Source organism: Streptomyces sp. NPDC059895, assembly GCF_042731035.1.
Taxonomy (GTDB): Bacteria; Actinomycetota; Actinomycetes; order Streptomycetales; family Streptomycetaceae; genus Streptomyces.
Genome location: NZ_JBHWKO010000006.1, coordinates 10,370 through 28,173 on the forward strand (window position 1 = coordinate 10,370; position 17,804 = coordinate 28,173).

General features: G+C 71.1%; 21 protein-coding genes and 1 pseudogene. 10 read left to right on the forward strand and 12 right to left on the reverse strand.

Annotated elements, in window-relative coordinates; genetic code table 11:
* Window positions 1-95: 95 nt before the first annotated feature.
* Entirely contained in the window at window positions 96-1,766 is a 1,671-nt protein-coding gene (locus ACFV9M_RS09055) for a glycoside hydrolase family 13 protein (RefSeq protein ID WP_385074019.1), read from the forward strand.
* Between the two features lie 22 nt (window positions 1,767-1,788).
* Here ACFV9M_RS09055 and ACFV9M_RS09060 read toward each other — a convergent pair whose 3' ends face one another.
* The gene (locus ACFV9M_RS09060) at window positions 1,789-2,568 is read right to left on the reverse strand and encodes a DUF4142 domain-containing protein (protein ID WP_385074017.1); all 780 of its coding nucleotides are present in this window, start codon (window positions 2,566-2,568) and stop codon (window positions 1,789-1,791) included.
* Window positions 2,569-2,712: 144 nt separating this feature from the next.
* On the opposite strand from ACFV9M_RS09060, the gene ACFV9M_RS09065 reads away from it, so the two are divergent.
* The gene (locus tag ACFV9M_RS09065) at window positions 2,713-3,450 is read left to right on the forward strand and encodes an MOSC domain-containing protein (protein WP_385074014.1); all 738 of its coding nucleotides are present in this window, start codon (window positions 2,713-2,715) and stop codon (window positions 3,448-3,450) included.
* A gap of 59 nt (window positions 3,451-3,509) precedes the next feature.
* On the opposite strand, the gene ACFV9M_RS09070 is transcribed toward ACFV9M_RS09065, so the two are convergent.
* From ACFV9M_RS09070 to ACFV9M_RS09080, 3 genes and pseudogenes are all read right to left on the reverse strand, one after another.
* A complete protein-coding gene (locus ACFV9M_RS09070) occupies window positions 3,510-3,824 on the reverse strand; it encodes a hypothetical protein (protein WP_385074012.1) in 315 nt (104 codons plus the stop codon).
* Window positions 3,825-3,832: 8 nt separating this feature from the next.
* Window positions 3,833-4,171: pseudogene (locus tag ACFV9M_RS09075) on the reverse strand (GNAT family N-acetyltransferase); the annotation flags it as partial.
* 58 nt (window positions 4,172-4,229) lie between these two features.
* Window positions 4,230-5,453, reverse strand: a complete 1,224-nt coding sequence (locus tag ACFV9M_RS09080) for an RNA-guided endonuclease InsQ/TnpB family protein (RefSeq protein ID WP_385074009.1) — start codon at window positions 5,451-5,453, stop codon at window positions 4,230-4,232.
* Between the two features lie 25 nt (window positions 5,454-5,478).
* Here ACFV9M_RS09080 and tnpA point away from each other — a divergent pair, with 25 nt between their 5' ends.
* Window positions 5,479-5,895: an IS200/IS605 family transposase gene (gene tnpA / locus ACFV9M_RS09085; protein WP_385074045.1), complete on the forward strand. Its 417-nt coding sequence runs from the start codon at window positions 5,479-5,481 to the stop codon at window positions 5,893-5,895.
* Window positions 5,896-6,018: 123 nt separating this feature from the next.
* Here tnpA and ACFV9M_RS09090 read toward each other — a convergent pair whose 3' ends face one another.
* From ACFV9M_RS09090 to ACFV9M_RS09105, 4 genes are read right to left on the reverse strand one after another with little or no spacing between them, the layout of a single operon-like run.
* A complete protein-coding gene (locus ACFV9M_RS09090) occupies window positions 6,019-6,192 on the reverse strand; it encodes a hypothetical protein (RefSeq protein WP_385074008.1) in 174 nt (57 codons plus the stop codon).
* Window positions 6,193-6,221: 29 nt separating this feature from the next.
* Window positions 6,222-6,422, reverse strand: a complete 201-nt coding sequence (locus ACFV9M_RS09095) for a DUF397 domain-containing protein (protein ID WP_385074006.1) — start codon at window positions 6,420-6,422, stop codon at window positions 6,222-6,224.
* Window positions 6,419-6,619, reverse strand: a complete 201-nt coding sequence (locus ACFV9M_RS09100; protein WP_385074003.1) for a DUF397 domain-containing protein — start codon at window positions 6,617-6,619, stop codon at window positions 6,419-6,421. The genes ACFV9M_RS09095 and ACFV9M_RS09100 overlap by 4 nt, the downstream gene beginning before the upstream one ends.
* Window positions 6,620-6,627: 8 nt before the next feature.
* Window positions 6,628-7,479, reverse strand: coding sequence for a helix-turn-helix domain-containing protein (locus ACFV9M_RS09105; protein ID WP_385074001.1), 852 nt, complete (start codon window positions 7,477-7,479; stop codon window positions 6,628-6,630).
* A gap of 204 nt (window positions 7,480-7,683) precedes the next feature.
* On the opposite strand from ACFV9M_RS09105, the gene ACFV9M_RS09110 reads away from it, so the two are divergent.
* The 3 genes from ACFV9M_RS09110 to ACFV9M_RS09120 are packed head-to-tail and all read left to right on the forward strand — an operon-like array spanning window position 7,684 to window position 9,341.
* Window positions 7,684-8,112, forward strand: a complete 429-nt coding sequence (locus ACFV9M_RS09110) for an ATP-binding protein (protein WP_385073998.1) — start codon at window positions 7,684-7,686, stop codon at window positions 8,110-8,112.
* A 33-nt stretch (window positions 8,113-8,145) separates the two neighbouring features.
* On the forward strand, window positions 8,146-9,036 hold the full coding sequence (locus ACFV9M_RS09115) for a hypothetical protein (RefSeq protein ID WP_385073995.1): 891 nt from the start codon (window positions 8,146-8,148) through the stop codon (window positions 9,034-9,036).
* A complete protein-coding gene (locus ACFV9M_RS09120) occupies window positions 9,036-9,341 on the forward strand; it encodes a hypothetical protein (protein WP_385073993.1) in 306 nt (101 codons plus the stop codon). The genes ACFV9M_RS09115 and ACFV9M_RS09120 overlap by 1 nt, the downstream gene beginning before the upstream one ends.
* Here ACFV9M_RS09120 and ACFV9M_RS09125 read toward each other — a convergent pair.
* Window positions 9,335-9,835 (reverse strand): hypothetical protein, encoded by a 501-nt coding sequence (locus ACFV9M_RS09125; protein WP_385073992.1) that lies wholly within the window; start codon window positions 9,833-9,835, stop codon window positions 9,335-9,337. The genes ACFV9M_RS09120 and ACFV9M_RS09125 overlap by 7 nt on opposite strands.
* A gap of 207 nt (window positions 9,836-10,042) precedes the next feature.
* Between ACFV9M_RS09125 and ACFV9M_RS09130 the strand changes: the two genes are divergently transcribed.
* Window positions 10,043-10,588: a hypothetical protein gene (locus tag ACFV9M_RS09130; RefSeq protein ID WP_385073990.1), complete on the forward strand. Its 546-nt coding sequence runs from the start codon at window positions 10,043-10,045 to the stop codon at window positions 10,586-10,588.
* A 16-nt stretch (window positions 10,589-10,604) separates the two neighbouring features.
* Here ACFV9M_RS09130 and ACFV9M_RS09135 read toward each other — a convergent pair whose 3' ends face one another.
* From ACFV9M_RS09135 to ACFV9M_RS09145, 3 genes are all read right to left on the reverse strand, one after another.
* On the reverse strand, window positions 10,605-11,486 hold the full coding sequence (locus tag ACFV9M_RS09135) for a sulfotransferase family protein (RefSeq protein WP_385073987.1): 882 nt from the start codon (window positions 11,484-11,486) through the stop codon (window positions 10,605-10,607).
* 190 nt (window positions 11,487-11,676) lie between these two features.
* Window positions 11,677-12,690: a M23 family metallopeptidase gene (locus tag ACFV9M_RS09140; protein WP_385073984.1), complete on the reverse strand. Its 1,014-nt coding sequence runs from the start codon at window positions 12,688-12,690 to the stop codon at window positions 11,677-11,679.
* A gap of 53 nt (window positions 12,691-12,743) precedes the next feature.
* Complete coding sequence (locus tag ACFV9M_RS09145) at window positions 12,744-13,694, reverse strand: glycoside hydrolase family 26 protein (RefSeq protein ID WP_385073981.1); 951 nt, start codon at window positions 13,692-13,694, stop codon at window positions 12,744-12,746.
* A 254-nt stretch (window positions 13,695-13,948) separates the two neighbouring features.
* Here ACFV9M_RS09145 and ACFV9M_RS09150 point away from each other — a divergent pair, with 254 nt between their 5' ends.
* The 3 genes from ACFV9M_RS09150 to ACFV9M_RS09160 all read left to right on the forward strand — a co-directional run bounded on the left by ACFV9M_RS09150 (window position 13,949) and on the right by ACFV9M_RS09160 (window position 17,542).
* The gene (locus tag ACFV9M_RS09150) at window positions 13,949-14,626 is read left to right on the forward strand and encodes a flavin reductase family protein (RefSeq protein ID WP_385073980.1); all 678 of its coding nucleotides are present in this window, start codon (window positions 13,949-13,951) and stop codon (window positions 14,624-14,626) included.
* Window positions 14,627-14,721: 95 nt separating this feature from the next.
* Window positions 14,722-15,852 (forward strand): hypothetical protein, encoded by a 1,131-nt coding sequence (locus ACFV9M_RS09155; protein WP_385073977.1) that lies wholly within the window; start codon window positions 14,722-14,724, stop codon window positions 15,850-15,852.
* Window positions 15,853-16,243: 391 nt separating this feature from the next.
* A complete protein-coding gene (locus ACFV9M_RS09160) occupies window positions 16,244-17,542 on the forward strand; it encodes an LCP family protein (RefSeq protein ID WP_385073974.1) in 1,299 nt (432 codons plus the stop codon).
* Window positions 17,543-17,804 lie beyond the last annotated feature (262 nt).

The following is a 17,804-nucleotide window of genomic DNA, read 5'->3' on the forward strand; positions in this document are numbered from 1 at the left end:
CCCCCCGCGCAGGAGGGTGCGCACGGCAGCGCCGGGAGGGCGCGCACGGCGGCGCGGACGTTGTCTTCCCCCGCACAGTGGACAGGCTTCTGTGCGTGACCGACTACGACACCGCTCCCGTGGCCGACCTGTCCTCCCGCAACCCCGACTGGTGGCGCCAGTCCGTCGTCTACCAGGTGTACCCGCGCAGCTTCGCCGACGCCGACGGCGACGGGCTCGGGGACCTCAGGGGCGTCACCGAACGCCTCGCGCACCTGGGGGCGCTCGGCGTCGACGCGCTCTGGCTGAGCCCCTTCTACCCCTCCGAACTGGCCGACGGCGGCTACGACGTCATCGACTACCGGGACGTCGACCCGCGCCTGGGCACGCTCGACGACTTCGACGCGCTGGTCGCCGAGGCGCACCGGCTCGGCCTGAAGGTGATCGTCGACATCGTCCCCAACCACACCTCCCACCGGCACGTCTGGTTCCAGGAGGCGCTGGCGGCCGGCCCCGGCTCACCCGCCCGCGCCCGCTACGTCTTCCGCGACGGGCGGGGCGAGCACGGCGAACTCCCGCCCACCGACTGGCAGTCCGTCTTCGGCGGCAGCGCCTGGCAGCGCGTCCCCGACGGCCAGTGGTACCTGCACCTCTTCGCGCGCGAGCAGCCCGACCTCGACTGGAGCCACGAGGAGGTCCGCGAGGACTTCCGCACCACCCTGCGCTTCTGGTCCGACCGGGGCGTCGACGGCTTCCGCGTCGACGTGGCGCACGCCCTCGTCAAGGACCTGCGCGAGCCGCTGCGCGACCTGGGGGCGCCCGCGCTGAGCGCCGAGGACGCGCTGGAGGGGATGGAGCCGGGCACCCACCCCTTCTACGACCGCGACGAGGTCCACGACGTCTACCGGGACTGGCGGCGCCTCCTCGACGCCTACTCGCCGCCCCGCACGGCGGTCGCCGAGGCCTGGGTCCCGGGCGCCCGCCGCGCCCGGTACGCCCGCCCCGACGAACTGAACCAGGCCTTCAACTTCGAGTACCTGCAAGCGTCGTGGGACGCGGCGGCGGTCCGCGAGGTCATCACGTCCTCCCTCGCCACCGCCCGGGCCGTCGGTGCCTCCGCGACCTGGGTGCTCTCCAACCACGACGTCGTCCGCCACGCCTCCCGTCTGGCGCTCCCGCCGGGCACGGACACCAACGCCTGGCTGCTGTCCGCCGGCCACGCCCCGCCCGTCGACGAGGAGGCCGGCCTGCGCCGCGCCCGCGCGGCCACCCTGCTGATGCTGGCGCTGCCGGGATCGTCGTACCTCTACCAGGGCGAGGAACTCGGGCTGCCGGAGGTCGCCGGCCTGCCCGTGGAGGTCCTCCAGGACCCCCTGTGGGAGCAGTCGGGCCGGGTCCGCAAGGGCCGTGACGGCTGCCGGGTGCCGCTGCCGTGGACGACGTCCGGTCCGTCGTACGGCTTCGGCGCGGGCGGGGCGTGGCTGCCGCAGCCGCCGTCGTTCGCGCGGTACGCCGTCGCGGCGCAGGACGGCGCGGAGGGCTCCACCCTGGAGTTCTACCGCACGGCCCTGCGGCTGCGCCGCAAGCTGCTGGAGGGCGAGGAACTGGTCTGGGCGGACGGCACCCCGCCCGGTGTGCTCGCCTTCACCCGCTCCGACGGCTGGCGGTGCGTCGCCAACCTGTCGGACGCGCCGGTGCCGTTGCCGCCCGGGGAGGTGCTGCTGAGCAGCGTGCCCCTGGACGGCGACGGGCGGCTCGGCCCCGACACCACGGTCTGGCTGGCCTAGTGCGCTTCTGATGGAGGACCGGCTACCCCGCCGTCGGCGTCGGCGTCGGCGCCGGGGTGACTCCGCCCACCACGGACGCGGCGTCGATGTCCACGGGGGTGGACGTGGCGGTCGGCGGCGGCGTGAGGACGATGGTCGGCTGGCCGGCGGCCGGGGGCGGCGGGGTCAGGTCCGACGCGGGCAGCTTCGGCGGGCTGGTCTGCTGGAACAGCGACTGGTCGAAGTCGACCATGCCGGTCTTCTCCATCACCGTGATGTGGTCGAGGACGGTGTCGTTGGCCTGGTCGGCCAGCGCCCGCACCAGCGAGTTCTTGGTGGTGGAGCGGATCTTCGCGACGGTGTTGAAGATGGAGCCGTGCGTCTGGCGCAGGATGTTGGCGAACTCGTAGTCGAAGTCCTGGCCCGTCTTCGCGTTGATCTGGTTGACGAAGCCCACCTGCTGCGGGCTGGCCACGTTGGGCAGGGTGATGTTCAGCATGGGCGCGATCTTGCGGCAGGTCGTGTCGAGCGCCGCGTGCCCGTCGACCAGGTGCTCGCTGGCGGTCCTGACCGCCTCGCTCTGCCCCTTCTGTAACCCGATCACTCCGAGCGGGTACTCCCACAGCCCGGCCGCCCGCACCTTGACCACGAAGTCCCGGTCGCCCTCCGTCAGCGGACCCCACTGGGTGTTGGCGATGATCCGGTCGTTCGAGGTGGACACCGTCTCCAGCCCCAGCATCGACGGATAGGCGAGGGCCACGAGGGTCAGGCTCAGAGCGCCGCCCACGAAGGCGGTTCCCACCGTGTTCCGCGAAAAGCGCACCGTTCCTCCTGCCCGTTCGGGGATGCCCGCCGCGCGAACGCCGTGCTCGGCGGGGCCGTACACACAGGAGTACGGACGCGGAGCCCCGGGAATTCACCGGTCCGCGCGGGAATTTCGGCCGACGGGACCGAGGGGGCGTCGCCCATGACGACGGCGAGGGTCACGGAACTCACCTACTACCCGGTGAAGGGCTGCGCCGGCATACCGGTCCCCCGGGCCCGGCTCACCTCCGCCGGCCTCGCCCACGACCGCGCGTACGTGATCGTCGACGAGACCGGCCAGCCGCGCTGGCAGTGGGGCGACCCGGCGCTGGCCCTGATCACCCCCGGGCACGACCCGGCGACCGGGGCCCTGACCCTCCGGGCCCCCGGCCACGAGCCACTGCGGGTGCACGACTCGGAGGAGGCGGTCGGACAGGAGGCGGCGGCGCGCTGGCTGACCCAGCTCCTGGGCCGCCCCACCCGGCTCCGGCGCGACCGCCCCGACGCCGACGGCGCGACCGGCACCATGAACCGCCTGCACATCGTCTCCCGCGCCAGCCTCAACCACCTGAACCGGAAACTGGACGAGCGCGGCGCCCCGCCCCTCCCCATGAACCGCTTCCGCCCCAACCTCGTGATCGACGGCTGGACCGTCCCCCACACCGAGGACACCACCGCCCACCTGTCCATCGCGGGCACGGAACTGACCTTCACCGAACGCACGATCCGCTGCGCCGTCACCATGGTCGACCAGGAGACGGGCCGCCGGGCGGGCCCGGAACCCCTCCGCACCCTGTCCACCTACCGGCGCGAGCCGGAGGGCGTGGCGTTCGGGGCGTACTTCACGGTGGCGCGGGAGGGGGAGGTGGCGGTGGGGGACGTGGTGACGGAGCGGCGCTGACGGAGATGTGTTGACGGCCACCTCGTCGGCGTCACCCGATCGGTGGCCCCGCAGAAGGCTCAGTAATCGGTGAGATCCACGACCACGTCACAGTGCGGATCGTCGGAAGGCCGGTGCAGATGCTCGTTCGCCAGGAAGGCCGGGGACACCAGAGCGCCGAGCAGGCCGGGTCCGGTATTGCTGATTTTCACGTCCACACCGTACGTACGGTCCCGCTCGGGCGAACGGAAATAGAGGCGAATGCGCTCGCCGTCCGTGATGACCGCACCGATGAACAGCGGTTTCCACGACACGTGCGTGGTGACGAGTGAACGGACGAGACCGAGCAGACAGGCCGTGCCCGCCTCCTCGGCCTCAGCGTCAGGAGAGTTCACAGCCTGTCTCAGTTCAGGAGGAGGACGACCTCGTCGATCTCGCCGCCGCGAGCCTGGGCGAAGCCCCTGCCCCGCCCGGTGACGACGAAGCCGCACTTCTCCAGCACCCGGATCGAACCGGCGTTGTCGGCCGCCGCGCGGGCGTGCAGCGGCCGGGTGCCGACCAGACCGACCAGCGCGCTGAGCGCCGCCGTGGCGATGCCGCGTCCCCAGTGGGACCGGTCGATCCAGTACGTGACCGAGCGCTCGTCCGGCGGCCCGTACACCGAGGCGTGGCCGACCACTTCCCCGTCGGCGAGCACCGTGCGGATCACGATGTCAGGGTTGGCGCGGATCCTCGCCCATTGACTTGCTCCTCGGGCTGAAGCCCGAGGATTCTGGCCTTCTCGACTTGTTGCTGTGCCGCTACGCGGCACAGGGTTCGGTCGGGAATCCGTGGCTTCCTGTTTCTTCGCGCTGTGCCGGGATCGCTCCTGGTCTTACCGGCGCTCCGCAGGCCGATACCGCCAGTCCGGCGGCCGTCTTCACGTTGATCGCGGCATTGTGGTCCCGGTCGTGGACGCTGCCGCAGGCGGTACAGGTCCATTCCCGGACGTTGAGGGGTTTGGGTCCGTCCACGGCGCCGCAGGTGGAGCAGGTCTGGGAGGTCGGGGTGAACCGGCCGATCTTGACCAGGGTGCGGCCGTACCGAGCGGCTTTGTATTCCAGCATGCCGATGAACGATGACCATCCGGCGTCGTGCACGGACTTGGCCAGTCTGGTGCGGGCCAGTCCCGCCACCGACAGGTCCTCCACGGCGATCCCTTGGTTCTCGGAGATCAGTTTCGTGGAGAGCTGGTGGTGGAACTCGCGGCGTGCGTCGGTGACTTCGGCGTGGGCGCGGGCGACCTTGAGGCGGGCCTTGGCGCGGTTCTTCGATCCCTTCTGCTTGCGGGACAGTTCCTTCTGGGCCTTCTTCAGCTTCTTCTCCGCGCGCCGCAGGAAGCGCGGTGAGTCGATCTTCGTGCCGTCGGAGAGGACCGCGAAGTGGGTGAGGCCGAGGTCGATGCCGATGGTGCGGTCGGTTTCGGGCATCCGTGCCGCGTCAGCGGCGGGGTCGGTGTCGATGACGAAGGAGGCGAAAAATCTTCCGGCCGCATCCTTGATGACGGTGACGGAGGAGGGCGTGGTGGGCAGCGTGCGGGACCACTTCACTTTCACCGCGCCGATCTTCGGCAGGTTCAGGCGCCCCTTGTCGGTGATGGACCAGCGGGCGTTGGCGGTGAACCGGATCGACTGCCGCTTGTCCTTGCGGGACTTGAAATGGGGGGCACCCATCTTGGGCCCCTTGCGATCGCCCTTGAGGGAGGCGAAGAAGTTGCGGTACGCAGTCTCGACGTCCCGCAGGGACTGCTGGAGCACCACCGCGGAGACCTCGCCCAGCCAGGACCGCTCCACCGTCTGCTTCGCCTCGGTGATCAGCCTCTTCGACAGCTCTGCGGCCTTGGGGAACGGCTGCTTGGCCGCTCTGGCGTCCTCACGGGCGCGGACCGCGTCGTTGAACACGACACGGGCGCACCCGAACGCCCTTGCCAACGCCCGCTGTTGGCCGGTGTCCGGGTACAGCCTGAAGGAGTACCGGAGCTGCATGACCATCACGATACATACTTGGGTTATGGGCGACATGCAGAAGATCAGAACTGGTAGGCACTGCGCTTTCGTGATGCACGTCCACTTGGTCTTCGTGACCAAGTTCTGCCACAAGGTGTTCACCGATGCCCACTTGGGGCGTATGGAGGAGATCATGCGTTCGGTGTGTACGGACTTCGAGTGCGACCTGGTGGAGTTCAACGGTGAGGACAACCACGTCCACCTGCTGGTGAACTTCCCGCCCAAGGTCGCCGTGACCAAGCTGGTCAACTCCCTCAAGGGTGTCTCCTCCCGAAGGCTCCGCCAGGAGTTCCCCGACCTGGTGCGCCACTACTGGAGGGCCAACAAGCTGTGGTCCGGGTCTTACTTCGCCGGAACCGTCGGCGGCGCCCCGCTCAGCGTGGTCAGGCAGTACATCGAACAGCAGAACCGGCCGGTGTGAGCACCGCCCGGCTCCGCCGGGAGAAGCCCACGCGACGCTCCGCGCCAAAGGCGAGGAACTGCGGTGTCCGGCTCCGCCGGACCTGAATCCGCGACGCTCCGCGTCGCCACCATCAGATTCGCTTCACCACCGGCCTGAAGGCCGATGCACTGCGAATGAATTCCGGTAGCCGTCGAACTGCTCCCGGTCGTAGTGGTACTTCCTGGTCACGGCGGCCACGTGCTGCGCCGCGGGGTCGGACAGGTGCTCCCAGAAGACGGGCAGGTCACTGTCACGCACTTCGCGCAGGGAGATCATGTCGGCGGTCGCTCCTGGCGTACTGGTCCTCAAATGGCCCTGGAGCGTACCGCGTTGAGCAGGTGATCGAGCGGAGTGCGGGTGGTGGTGAGGACGGTGGCGGGGTCGTCGGACTCGCGGAGGTGGAGGGTGGTGGGGGTGGAGGCGAGTTCGAGGCAGTTGTTGCCGTCGTCCGGGCCGGAGTAGGACGACTTCTGCCAGTCGTCGGGCTCGGTCAGGGGGCGCCTCATGGCTTGGCACTCAGACGATTGGCGTGCAAGGAGCGGAGGAGGTGGGTGAAAGGCGTGGCGGTGGTGGTGAGGACGGTGGCGGGGTCGTCGCTCTCGCGGAGGTGGAGGGTGGTGGGGGTGGAGGCGAGTTCCAGGCAGTTGTTGCCGTCGCCACTTCCCGAAAATGACGACTTCTGCCAGTTGTCGGCAGTGATCACAGTGCGCCTCACAGTTCCTTCGCCAACCGGTGGATGAAGTCACGCGACCGTTCGGGGTCGAGTGATGCCGACTCCACCTTACGAAACAGTGTGCGAAACGCGGCCAGTTGAGCCTCGGAATCAATGCATGCCGCCCCCTGAGGCCCGTCACGCATTGCCGAGTCCAGCTTCGGTATGACGCCACCCACGTACATCATGGCGTTCGTGGCTCCGGCGAAGCCGTCGAGATCGAAAGGGATCGCCCGTACGGTGATGTGCTCCGCGTCGGACACTTCCAGGATGCGCAGCAGTTGGGCTCGCGTCGCGGCTCGGTCGCCGACTCTGATGCGCAGGGCGGCCTCATGGACCACCGCCTCGTACGGAATCGGAACCGGGCCTTCGATCACTGCCTTGCGCTGCATCCGGTGACCTACGCGCAGCTCGAGGTCCTCGACGGGAAGCGCCGGTACGCGGTACCCGAACACCGCGCGAGCGTATTCCTCCGTCTGAAGCAGTCCGGGAACATGGAGGAACTCCACATCCATCCTGTACGTGGCGTGATGTTCCAGCTCCGCGAGATCGAGAAACGACGAGGGCAACCGGCCGCGGTACTCCTCCCACCAGCCACGTGTCCGATCGGTCGCCATGGTTACCAGAGCGTCGACGAACTCCGCATCCATGCAGGCGTAATGAGCGGCCAGACTGCGCAACCGCTTCTCGCTCACGCCTGTGAGCCCGTACTCGATGTGGTTGATCTGGGCGGAGCTGACTCCCAGGAGCGCGGCCGCCTCGCGGCCTGTGAGGCCGGCTGCTTCGCGCAGCCTGCGTAGTTCGACCGCCAGCCGCACCTGACGTGCTGTCGGTTCACTCCTCAACCCCATGGGCTCGTCCTTCCAACGCACCCTCAAGTGCGACTCGTTCGGGGGCAAGGTTACGCGATCGGCTTGCTGTGCCTATAAGACTAGGTCTACCGTCAGTGACGCGCACATCACTCAGCGGAAGCGCGCTGCTCCGTCCTGCCATGACGGTTGCGGCAATGCCACCGCGCCCTCGATCCCTCCCGCCCCCCGGATTGGAGCTGACGCATGCCCGAAACCACCACTGTCACCACCTCTGCCCCCTGGGAGTACTCCCTGTACATCCCCAACGACCCCAGGGCCGTCCCCGTTTCGCGTCGCACCCTGCGCCTGATCCTCACCCTGCACGGCCTCGCCCACCTCACCGACACTGCCGAGCTGATCGCGAGCGAGTTGCTCGCGAACGCCGTGCGGCACACCAGTGGCCCCGCCGCCCTCCGCATCCGCTACGCCGACGGCGTCCTGCGCGTCGGGGCCTGGGACGCCGACCCCGAACCCCCGGACCCGCCCGCGAAGCTCGACGACCTCGCCGACGACGCCGAGGACGGCCGGGGCCTGGCCCTGGTCCGGGCCTGCGCGGACGTCTGGGGCTGGCAGCCGCTGTCCCGCCTCGGGCAGCGCGGCAAATACGTGTGGTGTGACCTGGCCACCGCGTAGCTCGTTGATCACGTCGGACAGAAAGGAGAGCCGATGGTCGGCTCGTCGCACGAGGCCATGCACCGCATCTTCCAGAAGGACCCCGCGCTGCTGACCCGTGCCCTCCAGAAGGTGTTGCAGGTCCCGTTCCCCGACCCGTACGACTTCGCGGCGATGAACGTGGACCTCACCGAGATCGAACCGGTCGAGCGCCGCGTGGACACGCTGCTGCGGGCTGAGACCGGCGAGGGCACGTACCTGCTGGTCGTGGAGTCGCAGGGGAAGCCGGACGAGAGGAAGCGCGGCAGTTGGCCGTACTACCTCAGCTACCTGTACGAGAAGTACCGCTGTGAGCCGGTGCTCATCGTCGTCACGCAGAACAGCGCGACGGCCCGCTGGGCGGCCGAGCCCATTCACCTCGGGGTGGCCGGGTGTCCGTCGCTGACGGTGCGGCCGTTCGTCCTCGGCCCGGACAACGTGCCGGTGATCAAGGACGAGCGGGAGGCCGGACAGGACGTACCACTCGCGGTGCTCTCGGCCATGACACACGGCCGGGGGCGGCAGGCCCCCGCCATACTGGATTCCTTGGCGGCAGCCCTGCGGACCATCGACCGCGACACCGCCGCGGTCTTCGTGCAGTTCGTCGACTCGTGCCTGGCGGACGACCAGGCCCGGCAGATGTGGAGGGACCTGATGACGGCGATCCAGTACTTCTGGCGGCACCCGCTCGCCGAACAGGTGCGCGAGGAAGGACGCGTGGAAGGCCGTGCTCGGGGGCAGGCGGATATGGTCATCCGCATGCTCGGCCGCCGTGCCATCCCCGTTTCCGACGCTGTCCGCGAGCGGGTGCATGCCTGCTCCGACCTCGACACGCTCGCCCTCTGGTTCGATCGGGCCACGCACGTGGAGAAGGCGGAGGACATCTTCATCGAGGACACCCTCTGATGGCCACGCAGTACTTCTGGCGGCACCCGTTCGCGGAGCAGGTGCGCGAGGAGGGGCGCGTGGAAGGCCGCAAGGAGGGCCGCGAAGCGGCCCTCAGGAAAGGCCGTCTTCAGGGACGGGCGGAGATGGTCGTCCTGATTCTCCTCCTCCGTGGGATTCAGGTCTCCGACGATGTCCGCGCACAGGTGCATGCCTGCTCCGACCTCGACGTGCTCGCCGCGTGGGCCAGCCGGGCTCTCCGGGCGGAGCGGGCGGAGGACCTCTTCAGCGCGCCCCTCCTGACCGCCCCGCCCCGCCCTCAGTAGCGCACCGCCCGCGGCACCTCCGCCCGCACGTTGCCCGGCAGCTGGTGGGTGCTGCGGGCCGTGGCCGTCTTCTTCTCGCCCGCCGGTACGTCCGCGACGGTGACGAGGACCGTGTCCCGCCAGGTGCCGTCGGGGTCCTTGAAGTCGACCTGGACGGAGAAGGACTTTGTCGAGTCGGCGGAGTTGGTGGCGGTGACCTTGACGGTGGTGCGGTCGCCGTCGGCGGTGGGGGCGCCGAGTTTCACCTCGTCCTTGGCCTCGACGCCGCCCTTGATGCTGTCCAGCTTGCGGCCGGCCTCCGCCGTGGCCGACGCGAGGCCGGACGCGGCCCGGCTGCCGACCGACTCGGCGGCGGAGGCGGCGCGGCTGGCCACGGACGACGGGTCGGTGTCGTCCGTGCAGCCGGACAGCGCGGCGGACAGCAGGACGGCGCACGCCACCGCCACCGCCGTCGGCGCGGCTCCGCTCGCCCCGCGCGTTCGGTGAGCTGCCATGGGGATCTACCTCCTGCGGCGTCCGGTCGGGTCCGGCCCTTACCGGGGACCGTCTCCAGTGAAAGACGCCACGCCGTCCCCCGCACCCTGGTTCACCCGGACGGCCCACCCCTCGTGGTGACGGACCGCCGTCGCGCGGATGGTCGAGGGAGAACCGCCCGCGACGGGACGGCCCGGCGCGGGGGCAGCGAGAAGAGCGGGGTAGCCATGAGCGAGCAGCCGTCGCAGTCCCACCCGAGCCGGCAGCCCGACGCCGACCCCCAGGAGTCGCCCGTGTGGGACCCGTCCCACCAGGGCACGGGCTACCACGTGACCGGCCGGGCCGGCGGCCACCCGGCGGGTGAGGCCGGCTGGGCGGCCGGCGGGGTCGTCTTCGCCGGTGTGCTGATGCTGGTGAACGGCGTCCTCGCCATCCTCCAGGGCATCGCCGCGATCGCCCAGGACGACGTGTACGCCCGGATCGGCGAGTACGTCTACGAGATGAACCTCACCGGGTGGGGCTGGCTCCTGCTGATCGTGGGCGTCGTGGCGGCCGTCACCGGCTGGGGCCTGCTCAAGGGCGCCGCCTGGGCCCGCGCCGCCGGCATCGTGCTGGCCTCGCTGAGCCTGGTCCTGCAGTTCCTGTTCCTGCCGTACGCACCGGTCTGGTCGATCATCCTGATCGCGATCGACGTGTTCGTGATCTGGGCGCTGGCCGTCTACCGGCCGACGGGCACGACGGGCACGACGGGGACGCGGGCTCGTCCCGTCTGAGCAGGCCGGGGCCTGCCTATGCCTCGTAGCCCCACGCGCGGGCGAACCCGGCCAGTCGTGGCGGGAGGTCGGCGTCCGGGGCGGCGGTGCGGGCCGGCTGGATGCGGCCCGACTTGATGGTGCTGCTCCAGTCGCCGAGCTGCGGACGGAACGTGCCGTGGTCGTTGCGCCCGTAGTCGAGCATCCCGCTCTCCCACGGCACGCCCAGGAAGCCGCACAGGCCCCGGGTGACGCGCTCCGGCTCCGCCGTGAGCTCCTCGTACGTGATCACATGGGCGCCGTCGAGGCGTTGCCGGGCCTCCTCCAGCTTCTCGCAGTAGCCGAGCACCTCGGCGAGGATGGCCTCCCGGTCCGGATCCGTACGGCGGCTGGTCAGGGACGCGACGATCGCGCCCGGGTGCCGCAGCAGCAGCACGAACCGCGCGTCCGGCCAACATCGGTGCAGCCGCGGCCAGATGAGACTGTTGGGCGGCGTCTTGTCGACGATGACGTCCTTGCCGCTGCGGTTCAGCTCCAGGTGCAGCACCCGGTCCCACAGCACATGCTCCAACTCCTCCTTGTCCAGCTCCAGTTCCTTCATGGCGGCAGCGGTGAACCCGCGCGTCAGCTGGACGTGCAGCGTCCGCAGGTGCATCTCGTGCGGGGCTCGGATACGGCTGTGGCTGTTGAGCAGCACCCGCAGCAGCGTCGACCCCGAGCGTACGGAGGACAGCACGAACACCGGCGACTCCACCAGCCGAGCGGCCCGCGGGGCCACGTAGCCGTCGCCGCCGTCCGTCACGGGCCGCTGCGCCGGTACGGTGCTCACCGCGCGCCTCGGCGGGCTCACCGCCTGCGCCACGAGCCTCCCCCGGCGCTTCAGCCCCTTGCTTATCGCGGTCAGACGCGGGTCTCGCACGATGACACCTTCCTCCCTGGCTCCGGCTCCGCATCCCAGGTGCCCCAAGCGGACAACATGTGTCCCGCAGGCGAACAACGGGAGCCGGAAATGCCGCCAGGGATGGCCTGACCAGCGCATTTGCTGCTTTCTTAGGTGTTTCTGTGACTTGCTGTCGGTTACCCGTCAACAGGGCCCCGGCAGTGTGGCCTCAGTCGACGCCCGGCTGCTCCGGCGTCACCCGCACCGCCTTCCTCCGCAGCCACGGCAACGGCGGCACCGCGGACCCCATGTACGGCGTGATCCGCACCTCGAAGTGCAGGTGGGGGCCGGTGACGTTGCCGGTGGCGCCGGCGAGTCCGAGGCGCCGGCCCGCCTCCACCCGCTCGCCCTTGCGGACGTCGATGCGGGAGAGGTGGGCGTACTGCGTGAAGTACCCGTCGGGGTGGCGGACCACGACCTGGTTCCCGAAGCCGTCGCCGCACGTCGTGACCCGGACGACACCCGGGCCGACGGCGTACACCGGAGTGCCGGCGGCCACCGCGAAGTCCTGACCGGTGTGCCGGTGGGCCCAGCGGGAGCCCTTGTCGGCGTAGCCGGCGGAGAGCCAGTAGTCGCGGGTCGGCACGGTCCACTTCACGCGCTCGCGCTCGTGCTTCTCGCCGTCGTCCGCCTTCGCCCGGTTCCGGTCCCGGTCGCCCTCGGACGGCCGGGCGGGGACGGCGCAGTGTCCGGCCCGTCCCGCCGGGTCGACGGCGACCGGGTCGCCGTTGTCGTGCGCCGCCGGTCCCAGCAGGTCCCACAGATCGTCGCGGAGGGTCCTGCGGCGGTTTTCGGCGGCCTTGACGTCCGGGGTGCGGGCGTCCGTCCGCCGGAGCCGGTCGACCCGTTCGCGGGCCTGCTCGTGGTCGCGCACGACCCGGGCGGCCCGCTCGCGGACGCCGTCGCTCCCGGCGTCGGCGGGCACCGCGGCGAGCGCGACCAGGGCGGCGGCCAGGAGGACGGCCAGGACGGCGGCCCCGGCGGGGAGGCCGACCGTCGTCCCGGCGGGGAGGCCGACCGTCGTCTCACCAGGGACGCCGGCCGTCGTCCCGCCGGGGCCGCCGGCTGTCGTGTCGGCAGGGGAACGGTCCGCGGACACGGCATCGGTGGTCGCCGCGCACCCGGAATCGGTCGTGGCGTCGAGGCACGGGTGGAGGGGGCGCGCGGGGTCTTCTCGTCGCATCTTGGGATCATCGGACCGAGGTTCGGCGACGGTCCGTCAGACGCGCCGCGCCCTCAGTCGAACGGCCCACCCACCAGGGCCCGGTACACCTCCGACGACCGGGGATTCTGCCGGCACTGCCACACCCCGTGCGGGCAGTAGTCGGTGATGCTCTGGTAGAGCGGCCGGTGCCGGGCGAACCAATTGAGCATCCCGCGCACGTAGTCGGGGTTGTCGCCGTTGCGGTACAGCCCCCACTCCGGGTACGCGAACGGCTTGCCGTGCTCGGCGGCGAACCGCACGTGCGCCGCGAGCCCGTACGGTTCGGTGACCTGCTCCGCGAAGGACATGCCCGCGGGCTGGTCGTAGGCGTCCATGCCGATGATGTCGACGTGCGCGTCACCGGGGTAGCACGCGGTCCACGGGACGGCGTCGCGCCCCCGGTTGGGCGCGAACTCGAACCGGAACCGCTCCCCGTCCACGGCCCGCATGGCCCGGACGATCCGCGCCCAGTAGCGCTTCCAGGCGGCCGGGTCGGGGCCGCAGCGGTGCGTGTACGACACGCCGTTCATCTCCCAGCCGAGGACGAGCACCGTGTCGGCCAGCCCGAGCGCGACGAGCCGCCGCCCCAGCACCCGGAAGTGCCCGTCGTAGGCGCCGCCCGCGCCCTTCGCCAGCTCGTTGCGCACGACGGAGTCGGGCAGACGCTCCTCGTTCCGCGCCAGCATCGGGACGTTCAGCACGAACATGCGCTCGGGACGCGCCCCGCGCCATCGCGCCCAGTGCTCCAGATGACCGGGCTCCCCCTCGATACGGCTCCACCGGTCCCCGGGCAGGTAGGCCCGGCCGACCACCGGCGTGGCCTTCCCCACCCACGCGTCGAGCCCCGCGATCCGCGGCACCGCGGCCGCGTCGTACCCGACGTACGCCCCGAAGGCGGTCCCGTCCCCCGCCGGCGCCCCCGCCCGCCCGTCCGACGCCCCGGCCCCGACGGGCACACAGGCCGGACCCGCGAGGAGGAGCACGAGGGCCGTCAGTACGAACGGGAGGACACGCGTGAGCGAGCGCGGCGAAGAGCGCGGGGAAGCGTGTGAGAGAACGCGAGGGACAGCGCGGGGAAGGACGCGTGGGAGCCGTAACACCGGCCCAGCATGCCGGTCGCCGCCCCACCCGGCGGCCGACTCGCCCCACGGGCCACCCGGACCGGGGACACGGTTCGGACGCGCGTGCGACCACGTTTCGGCGAACGGCGAAGCGTCGGGCGCCTAGCGTTCCCGGCATGAGCGCAGCAGCAGTCGGAGGGGCAGTCGGAGGGGCCGTCGCCGGCCGGCACGTGGTCCTTTCCCCGAGCATCCTGTACTTCGGTACGCCCGTGGCCCTGCTGGCCACCGAGAACGCCGACGGCACGCCCAACCTCGCGCCCGTCTCCTCGGCGTGGGCGCTCGGGTACACCGTGGTCCTCGGGGTGGGCCGGGAGAGCCGTACCGCCGAGAACCTGGCCGCGCGGCCGGAGGTGGTGATCAACCTGCCGGGGCCGGGACTGTGGCGGCAGGTCGAGGCGCTCGCCCCGCTCACCGGCGCGGACCCGGTGCCGGAGGCGAAGCGGGCGGTCTACCGCCACGAGGGCGACAAGTTCGCGGTCGCGGGACTCACCTCGCAGCCCGCCGAGACGGTACGGCCGCCGAGGGTCGCCGAGTGCCCGCTCCAACTGGAGGCGTCGGTGCGGTCGATGGCGCCGGGCGGGGCGGACGGGCACTTCTGGACGGTCGAGTGCGAGGTGCTGCGCGTGCACGCCGACGCCTCCGTCGTCGTCCCCGGCACCCAGTACATCGACCCGTCGGCGTGGAGCCCGCTCATCTACAACTTCCGCCACTACCACGGCCTCGCCCCCGAACTCGGCCACGGGTTCCGGTCCGAGACGCCGAGGGAAGGGGAGCGGGAAGGGGAACGGGACTGATCAACGCCGTTCAATACACGGGAGCGTTGGCGGCGGACATGTCAGGATGAGTGGTCCTGGACGTGATCCGTCGACCCGGGGGAGTCAACGACGTCATGAGCGCCACCGCCGACGGCTACGACCGGCCGCCCTACCGCACACCTCCCGTCGCCCCGGCCCTGCTGACCGGGCCCGCCGCCTGGCTGCTGGACGTGCTCCTGCCGTGGCGGCTGGCCCGGCGGATCTACGGCCCGTTCCACGCCTTCCGGTTCAACGCCGCCGAGGCCTTCGGTCTGGCCGCGCCGGGGCAGCCCGTCGTCACCTCCCTCGCCGGGCAGGCGGCCGACCCGCTCATCGAACGGCTGCTGCTGCCCAGGGCGCTGCTCGGGCTCGGCGTGCTCTTCTTCGTCATCCACCTGTTCACCGGCGGGGGCTTCTTCGACTCCCTCGGGCAGGCCATGACCGACAGCGTCCTGATGCTGGCCACCGGGCCGGTCGCCCTGCTCGTGGCCTGCGTCCCGCTCATCGCCCTGGCCCGCCCCGGCGCCCGCGCCACCGTGGCCCGGCTGTGCCTGCGCCCGCTGCTGACCGCCCTGATCACCGCCGCCTTCTGCGGCCTGTTCGTGGTCTGGATGCTGAACGGCTACGACTACGAACCCGAGCGGACGGCCTGGTTCGTCCTCCTGGTCGTCTTCCTCCCCTGGCTGACGGTGTTCTTCGGCTCGGTGCTCTTCCTCATCCACCGCAACTCCTTCAGCGTCGGCGGCCACCCCCTCGTCCGCCCCCTGGCCTCGGTCCCGCTGGTGTGGCTGACGGCCCTCGCGCACTCCGTCCTCGTCGACGCCGTGGAGGCCTACCCCGGGGCGCAGCCGACGCCGTCCTACTACGTGGCCCTGTTCGCCGGCCCGGCCGGCGTCACCGTGACCGCCGTGGTCGAGATCGTCCTGCTGCGCCGCCGCCACGGGGTCGGCTTCCGGGGCCCGCTGCCGCACTGGCGGCCCCCCGCGCCCCCGCCGCCCACCCTGCCCCCGGCCCTCGTCGAACGCCTGCGCACGGACGTCAACCTCGGCCACGCCCGGTTCTGGCAGCACTACACGGACCGCAACGGCGTCGTCTGGGGCGCCTCCCCGCTCTTCCACGACGGCCATCCGGTGCTGTGGCCCTACGTCCCCGTCTTCACCGAGCAGGCCCGGCCGGCGGTGTGGCCGGAGGTGCACCGGATGGCCGGGCCGCTGCGGCCCCGCTAGGGGAACCGGTTCCGCCGGGTGCCGCGGGGGTACCGGTCGCCGTGGACGAACCTCCGTGGCGGACGCAACGTTCGGGACGGATGAGTCGTCTGTGTTCTCGGGACGTATTTCTGTCTGCGTGCAGGGTCCCGTCGTCCGGCGGTGACCGACGCCGAACGATCCGAGCACGGTGTACGGGGTGGACGGCCGAGCGGAGGGGCGAGCGCCGGTGAGCGGTACGGGAAGGCGTCGGCGGATGCCGCCGGGAGGGTCCGGCGGGACGGGCACGGGTGCGGGCACGGGTGCGGGCACGGGCACGGGCGGGGGCAGGGGCGCGGGCAGGGGCGCGGGCAGGGGCAGGGGGAAGGCCCGGCTGACGCGGCGCGGCCGGGTCCTGGCGTGGGGCGCGGGGGTGACCTCGGTGGTCGTCCTCGCGGTCGGCGGGGTCGGCGCGTGGATATACCAGGACCTCAACGACAACATCAACGCCGCCGACGTGGACGACAAGCTGGGCGGCGACCGGCCCGAGAACCTCAGTCCGGGCTCCCAGAACATCCTCGTCGTCGGCTCCGACAGCCGGGACGGCGCGAACGCGAAGTACGGCAAGGACCTGACCACCATGCAGTCGGACACGCTGATGGTGCTGCACGTCCCCGCCGACCGGAAGTGGGCCGCGGTCGTGTCGTTCCCGCGCGACTCCTATGTGGAGATACCCGCCTGCGACATGGGCGACGGCCGGACGTCCACCCCGCACAAGGCCAAGATCAACGAGGCGTTCGCGATCGGCGGCACCAGCGGTGAGGTCGCCGAGGCCGCCGCGTGCAGCATCAAGACCGTCGAGGCCCACACGGGCCTGCGCATCGACCACTTCATGTCCGTCGACTTCTCCGGCTTCAAGGGCATGGTCGACGCCCTGGACGGCATCGAGGTCTGCCCCGAGCAGGCCATCAGGTCGGACAAGGCCCGCCTCGACCTGGACGCCGGCTGCCAGACCGTCGACGGCGAGACCGCCCTCGGCTACGTCCGGGTCCGCTACGGCGTCGGCGACGGCTCCGACATCGGACGCATCGGCCGCCAGCAGGAGTTCATGAACGCCCTGGTGAAGAAGGCCAAGTCCAAGCTGACCAGCCCCAACGCGCTGTACGGCTTCCTCCAGTCGGCGACCAAGTCGCTGACGACCGACCCGGACCTGGCCGGCATCCAGCCGATCTACGCCCTCGCCGACGAACTCAAGGGCATACCCACCGACCGGCTGTCCTTCCTCACCGTGCCCAACTACCCGCGTGAGGCGGACGTCCCGGCGGACAAGGCGAATGTCGTCTGGCAGTACCCCCAGGCCGCCGACCTGTTCACCTCCCTGGCCAAGGACGAGGAGACGACCAAGGCGCAGTTGCAGACGGCCGTGAAGGACCTCGTGTACGCCTCCGCCGTCCGCGTCCGGGTCCTCAACGGCACCGGCATCGGCGGACGCGCCGCCGCCGTCGCCGAGAAGCTGAGCGCGGCCGGCTTCACCGTCACCGGCACGGGCAACGCCCCCGAGTCGGCGAGCGAGACGGCCGTCAGCTACCCGGCGGGCCTGGAGAAGCAGGCCGCCGTCCTCTCCTCGCGCCTGCCGGTGTCGGGGGTGTCCTCGTCGGCGTCGGCGGAGGCGGCCGGGGGCGAGGTCACGCTCGTCGTGGGTCCCGACCTGGACGTCGACGAACTCGGCTGACCGGTGCGGGAGCTGATGGGGTGACTCGTGGTGCGGCTGTGGTTTGCGTGACGGCCGGGGTGCTGTAGAGTTGATCACGAGCTGGTCGCCACAACAACGGCGAAACGGTTCTGCGTTGGTGGTCCAAGGAAAGACGTCCCGCTTCCTGCGGGGAGATGCAGGTGCAAGGCCTGCCCGGCGCTCCAGTACGAGGCCCATTCCGTGTCACACGGAATGGGCCTCGTTCGTTTGTGCCGGCTCCCGGCTGACATCGGGGCCGTCC

What these genes read in the sequence shown, in the direction of transcription:
- ACFV9M_RS09095 (WP_385074006.1), bottom strand. Translation starts at nt 6,422, where the DNA reads ATGAGGCGCCCCCTGACCGAGCCCGACGACTGGCAGAAGTCGTCCTAC.
- ACFV9M_RS09120 (WP_385073993.1), top strand. Translation starts at nt 9,036, where the DNA reads ATGGCCACGCAGTACTTCTGGCGGCACCCGTTCGCGGAGCAGGTGCGC.
- ACFV9M_RS09105 (WP_385074001.1), bottom strand. Translation starts at nt 7,479, where the DNA reads ATGGGGTTGAGGAGTGAACCGACAGCACGTCAGGTGCGGCTGGCGGTC.
- ACFV9M_RS09125 (WP_385073992.1), bottom strand. Translation starts at nt 9,835, where the DNA reads ATGGCAGCTCACCGAACGCGCGGGGCGAGCGGAGCCGCGCCGACGGCG.
- ACFV9M_RS09130 (WP_385073990.1), top strand. Translation starts at nt 10,043, where the DNA reads ATGAGCGAGCAGCCGTCGCAGTCCCACCCGAGCCGGCAGCCCGACGCC.
- ACFV9M_RS09115 (WP_385073995.1), top strand. Translation starts at nt 8,146, where the DNA reads ATGGTCGGCTCGTCGCACGAGGCCATGCACCGCATCTTCCAGAAGGAC.
- ACFV9M_RS09080 (WP_385074009.1), bottom strand. Translation starts at nt 5,453, where the DNA reads ATGCAGCTCCGGTACTCCTTCAGGCTGTACCCGGACACCGGCCAACAG.
- ACFV9M_RS09155 (WP_385073977.1), top strand. Translation starts at nt 14,722, where the DNA reads ATGAGCGCCACCGCCGACGGCTACGACCGGCCGCCCTACCGCACACCT.
- ACFV9M_RS09090 (WP_385074008.1), bottom strand. Translation starts at nt 6,192, where the DNA reads ATGATCTCCCTGCGCGAAGTGCGTGACAGTGACCTGCCCGTCTTCTGG.
- ACFV9M_RS09150 (WP_385073980.1), top strand. Translation starts at nt 13,949, where the DNA reads ATGAGCGCAGCAGCAGTCGGAGGGGCAGTCGGAGGGGCCGTCGCCGGC.
- ACFV9M_RS09140 (WP_385073984.1), bottom strand. Translation starts at nt 12,690, where the DNA reads ATGCGACGAGAAGACCCCGCGCGCCCCCTCCACCCGTGCCTCGACGCC.
- ACFV9M_RS09065 (WP_385074014.1), top strand. Translation starts at nt 2,713, where the DNA reads ATGACGACGGCGAGGGTCACGGAACTCACCTACTACCCGGTGAAGGGC.
- tnpA (WP_385074045.1), top strand. Translation starts at nt 5,479, where the DNA reads ATGGGCGACATGCAGAAGATCAGAACTGGTAGGCACTGCGCTTTCGTG.
- ACFV9M_RS09110 (WP_385073998.1), top strand. Translation starts at nt 7,684, where the DNA reads ATGCCCGAAACCACCACTGTCACCACCTCTGCCCCCTGGGAGTACTCC.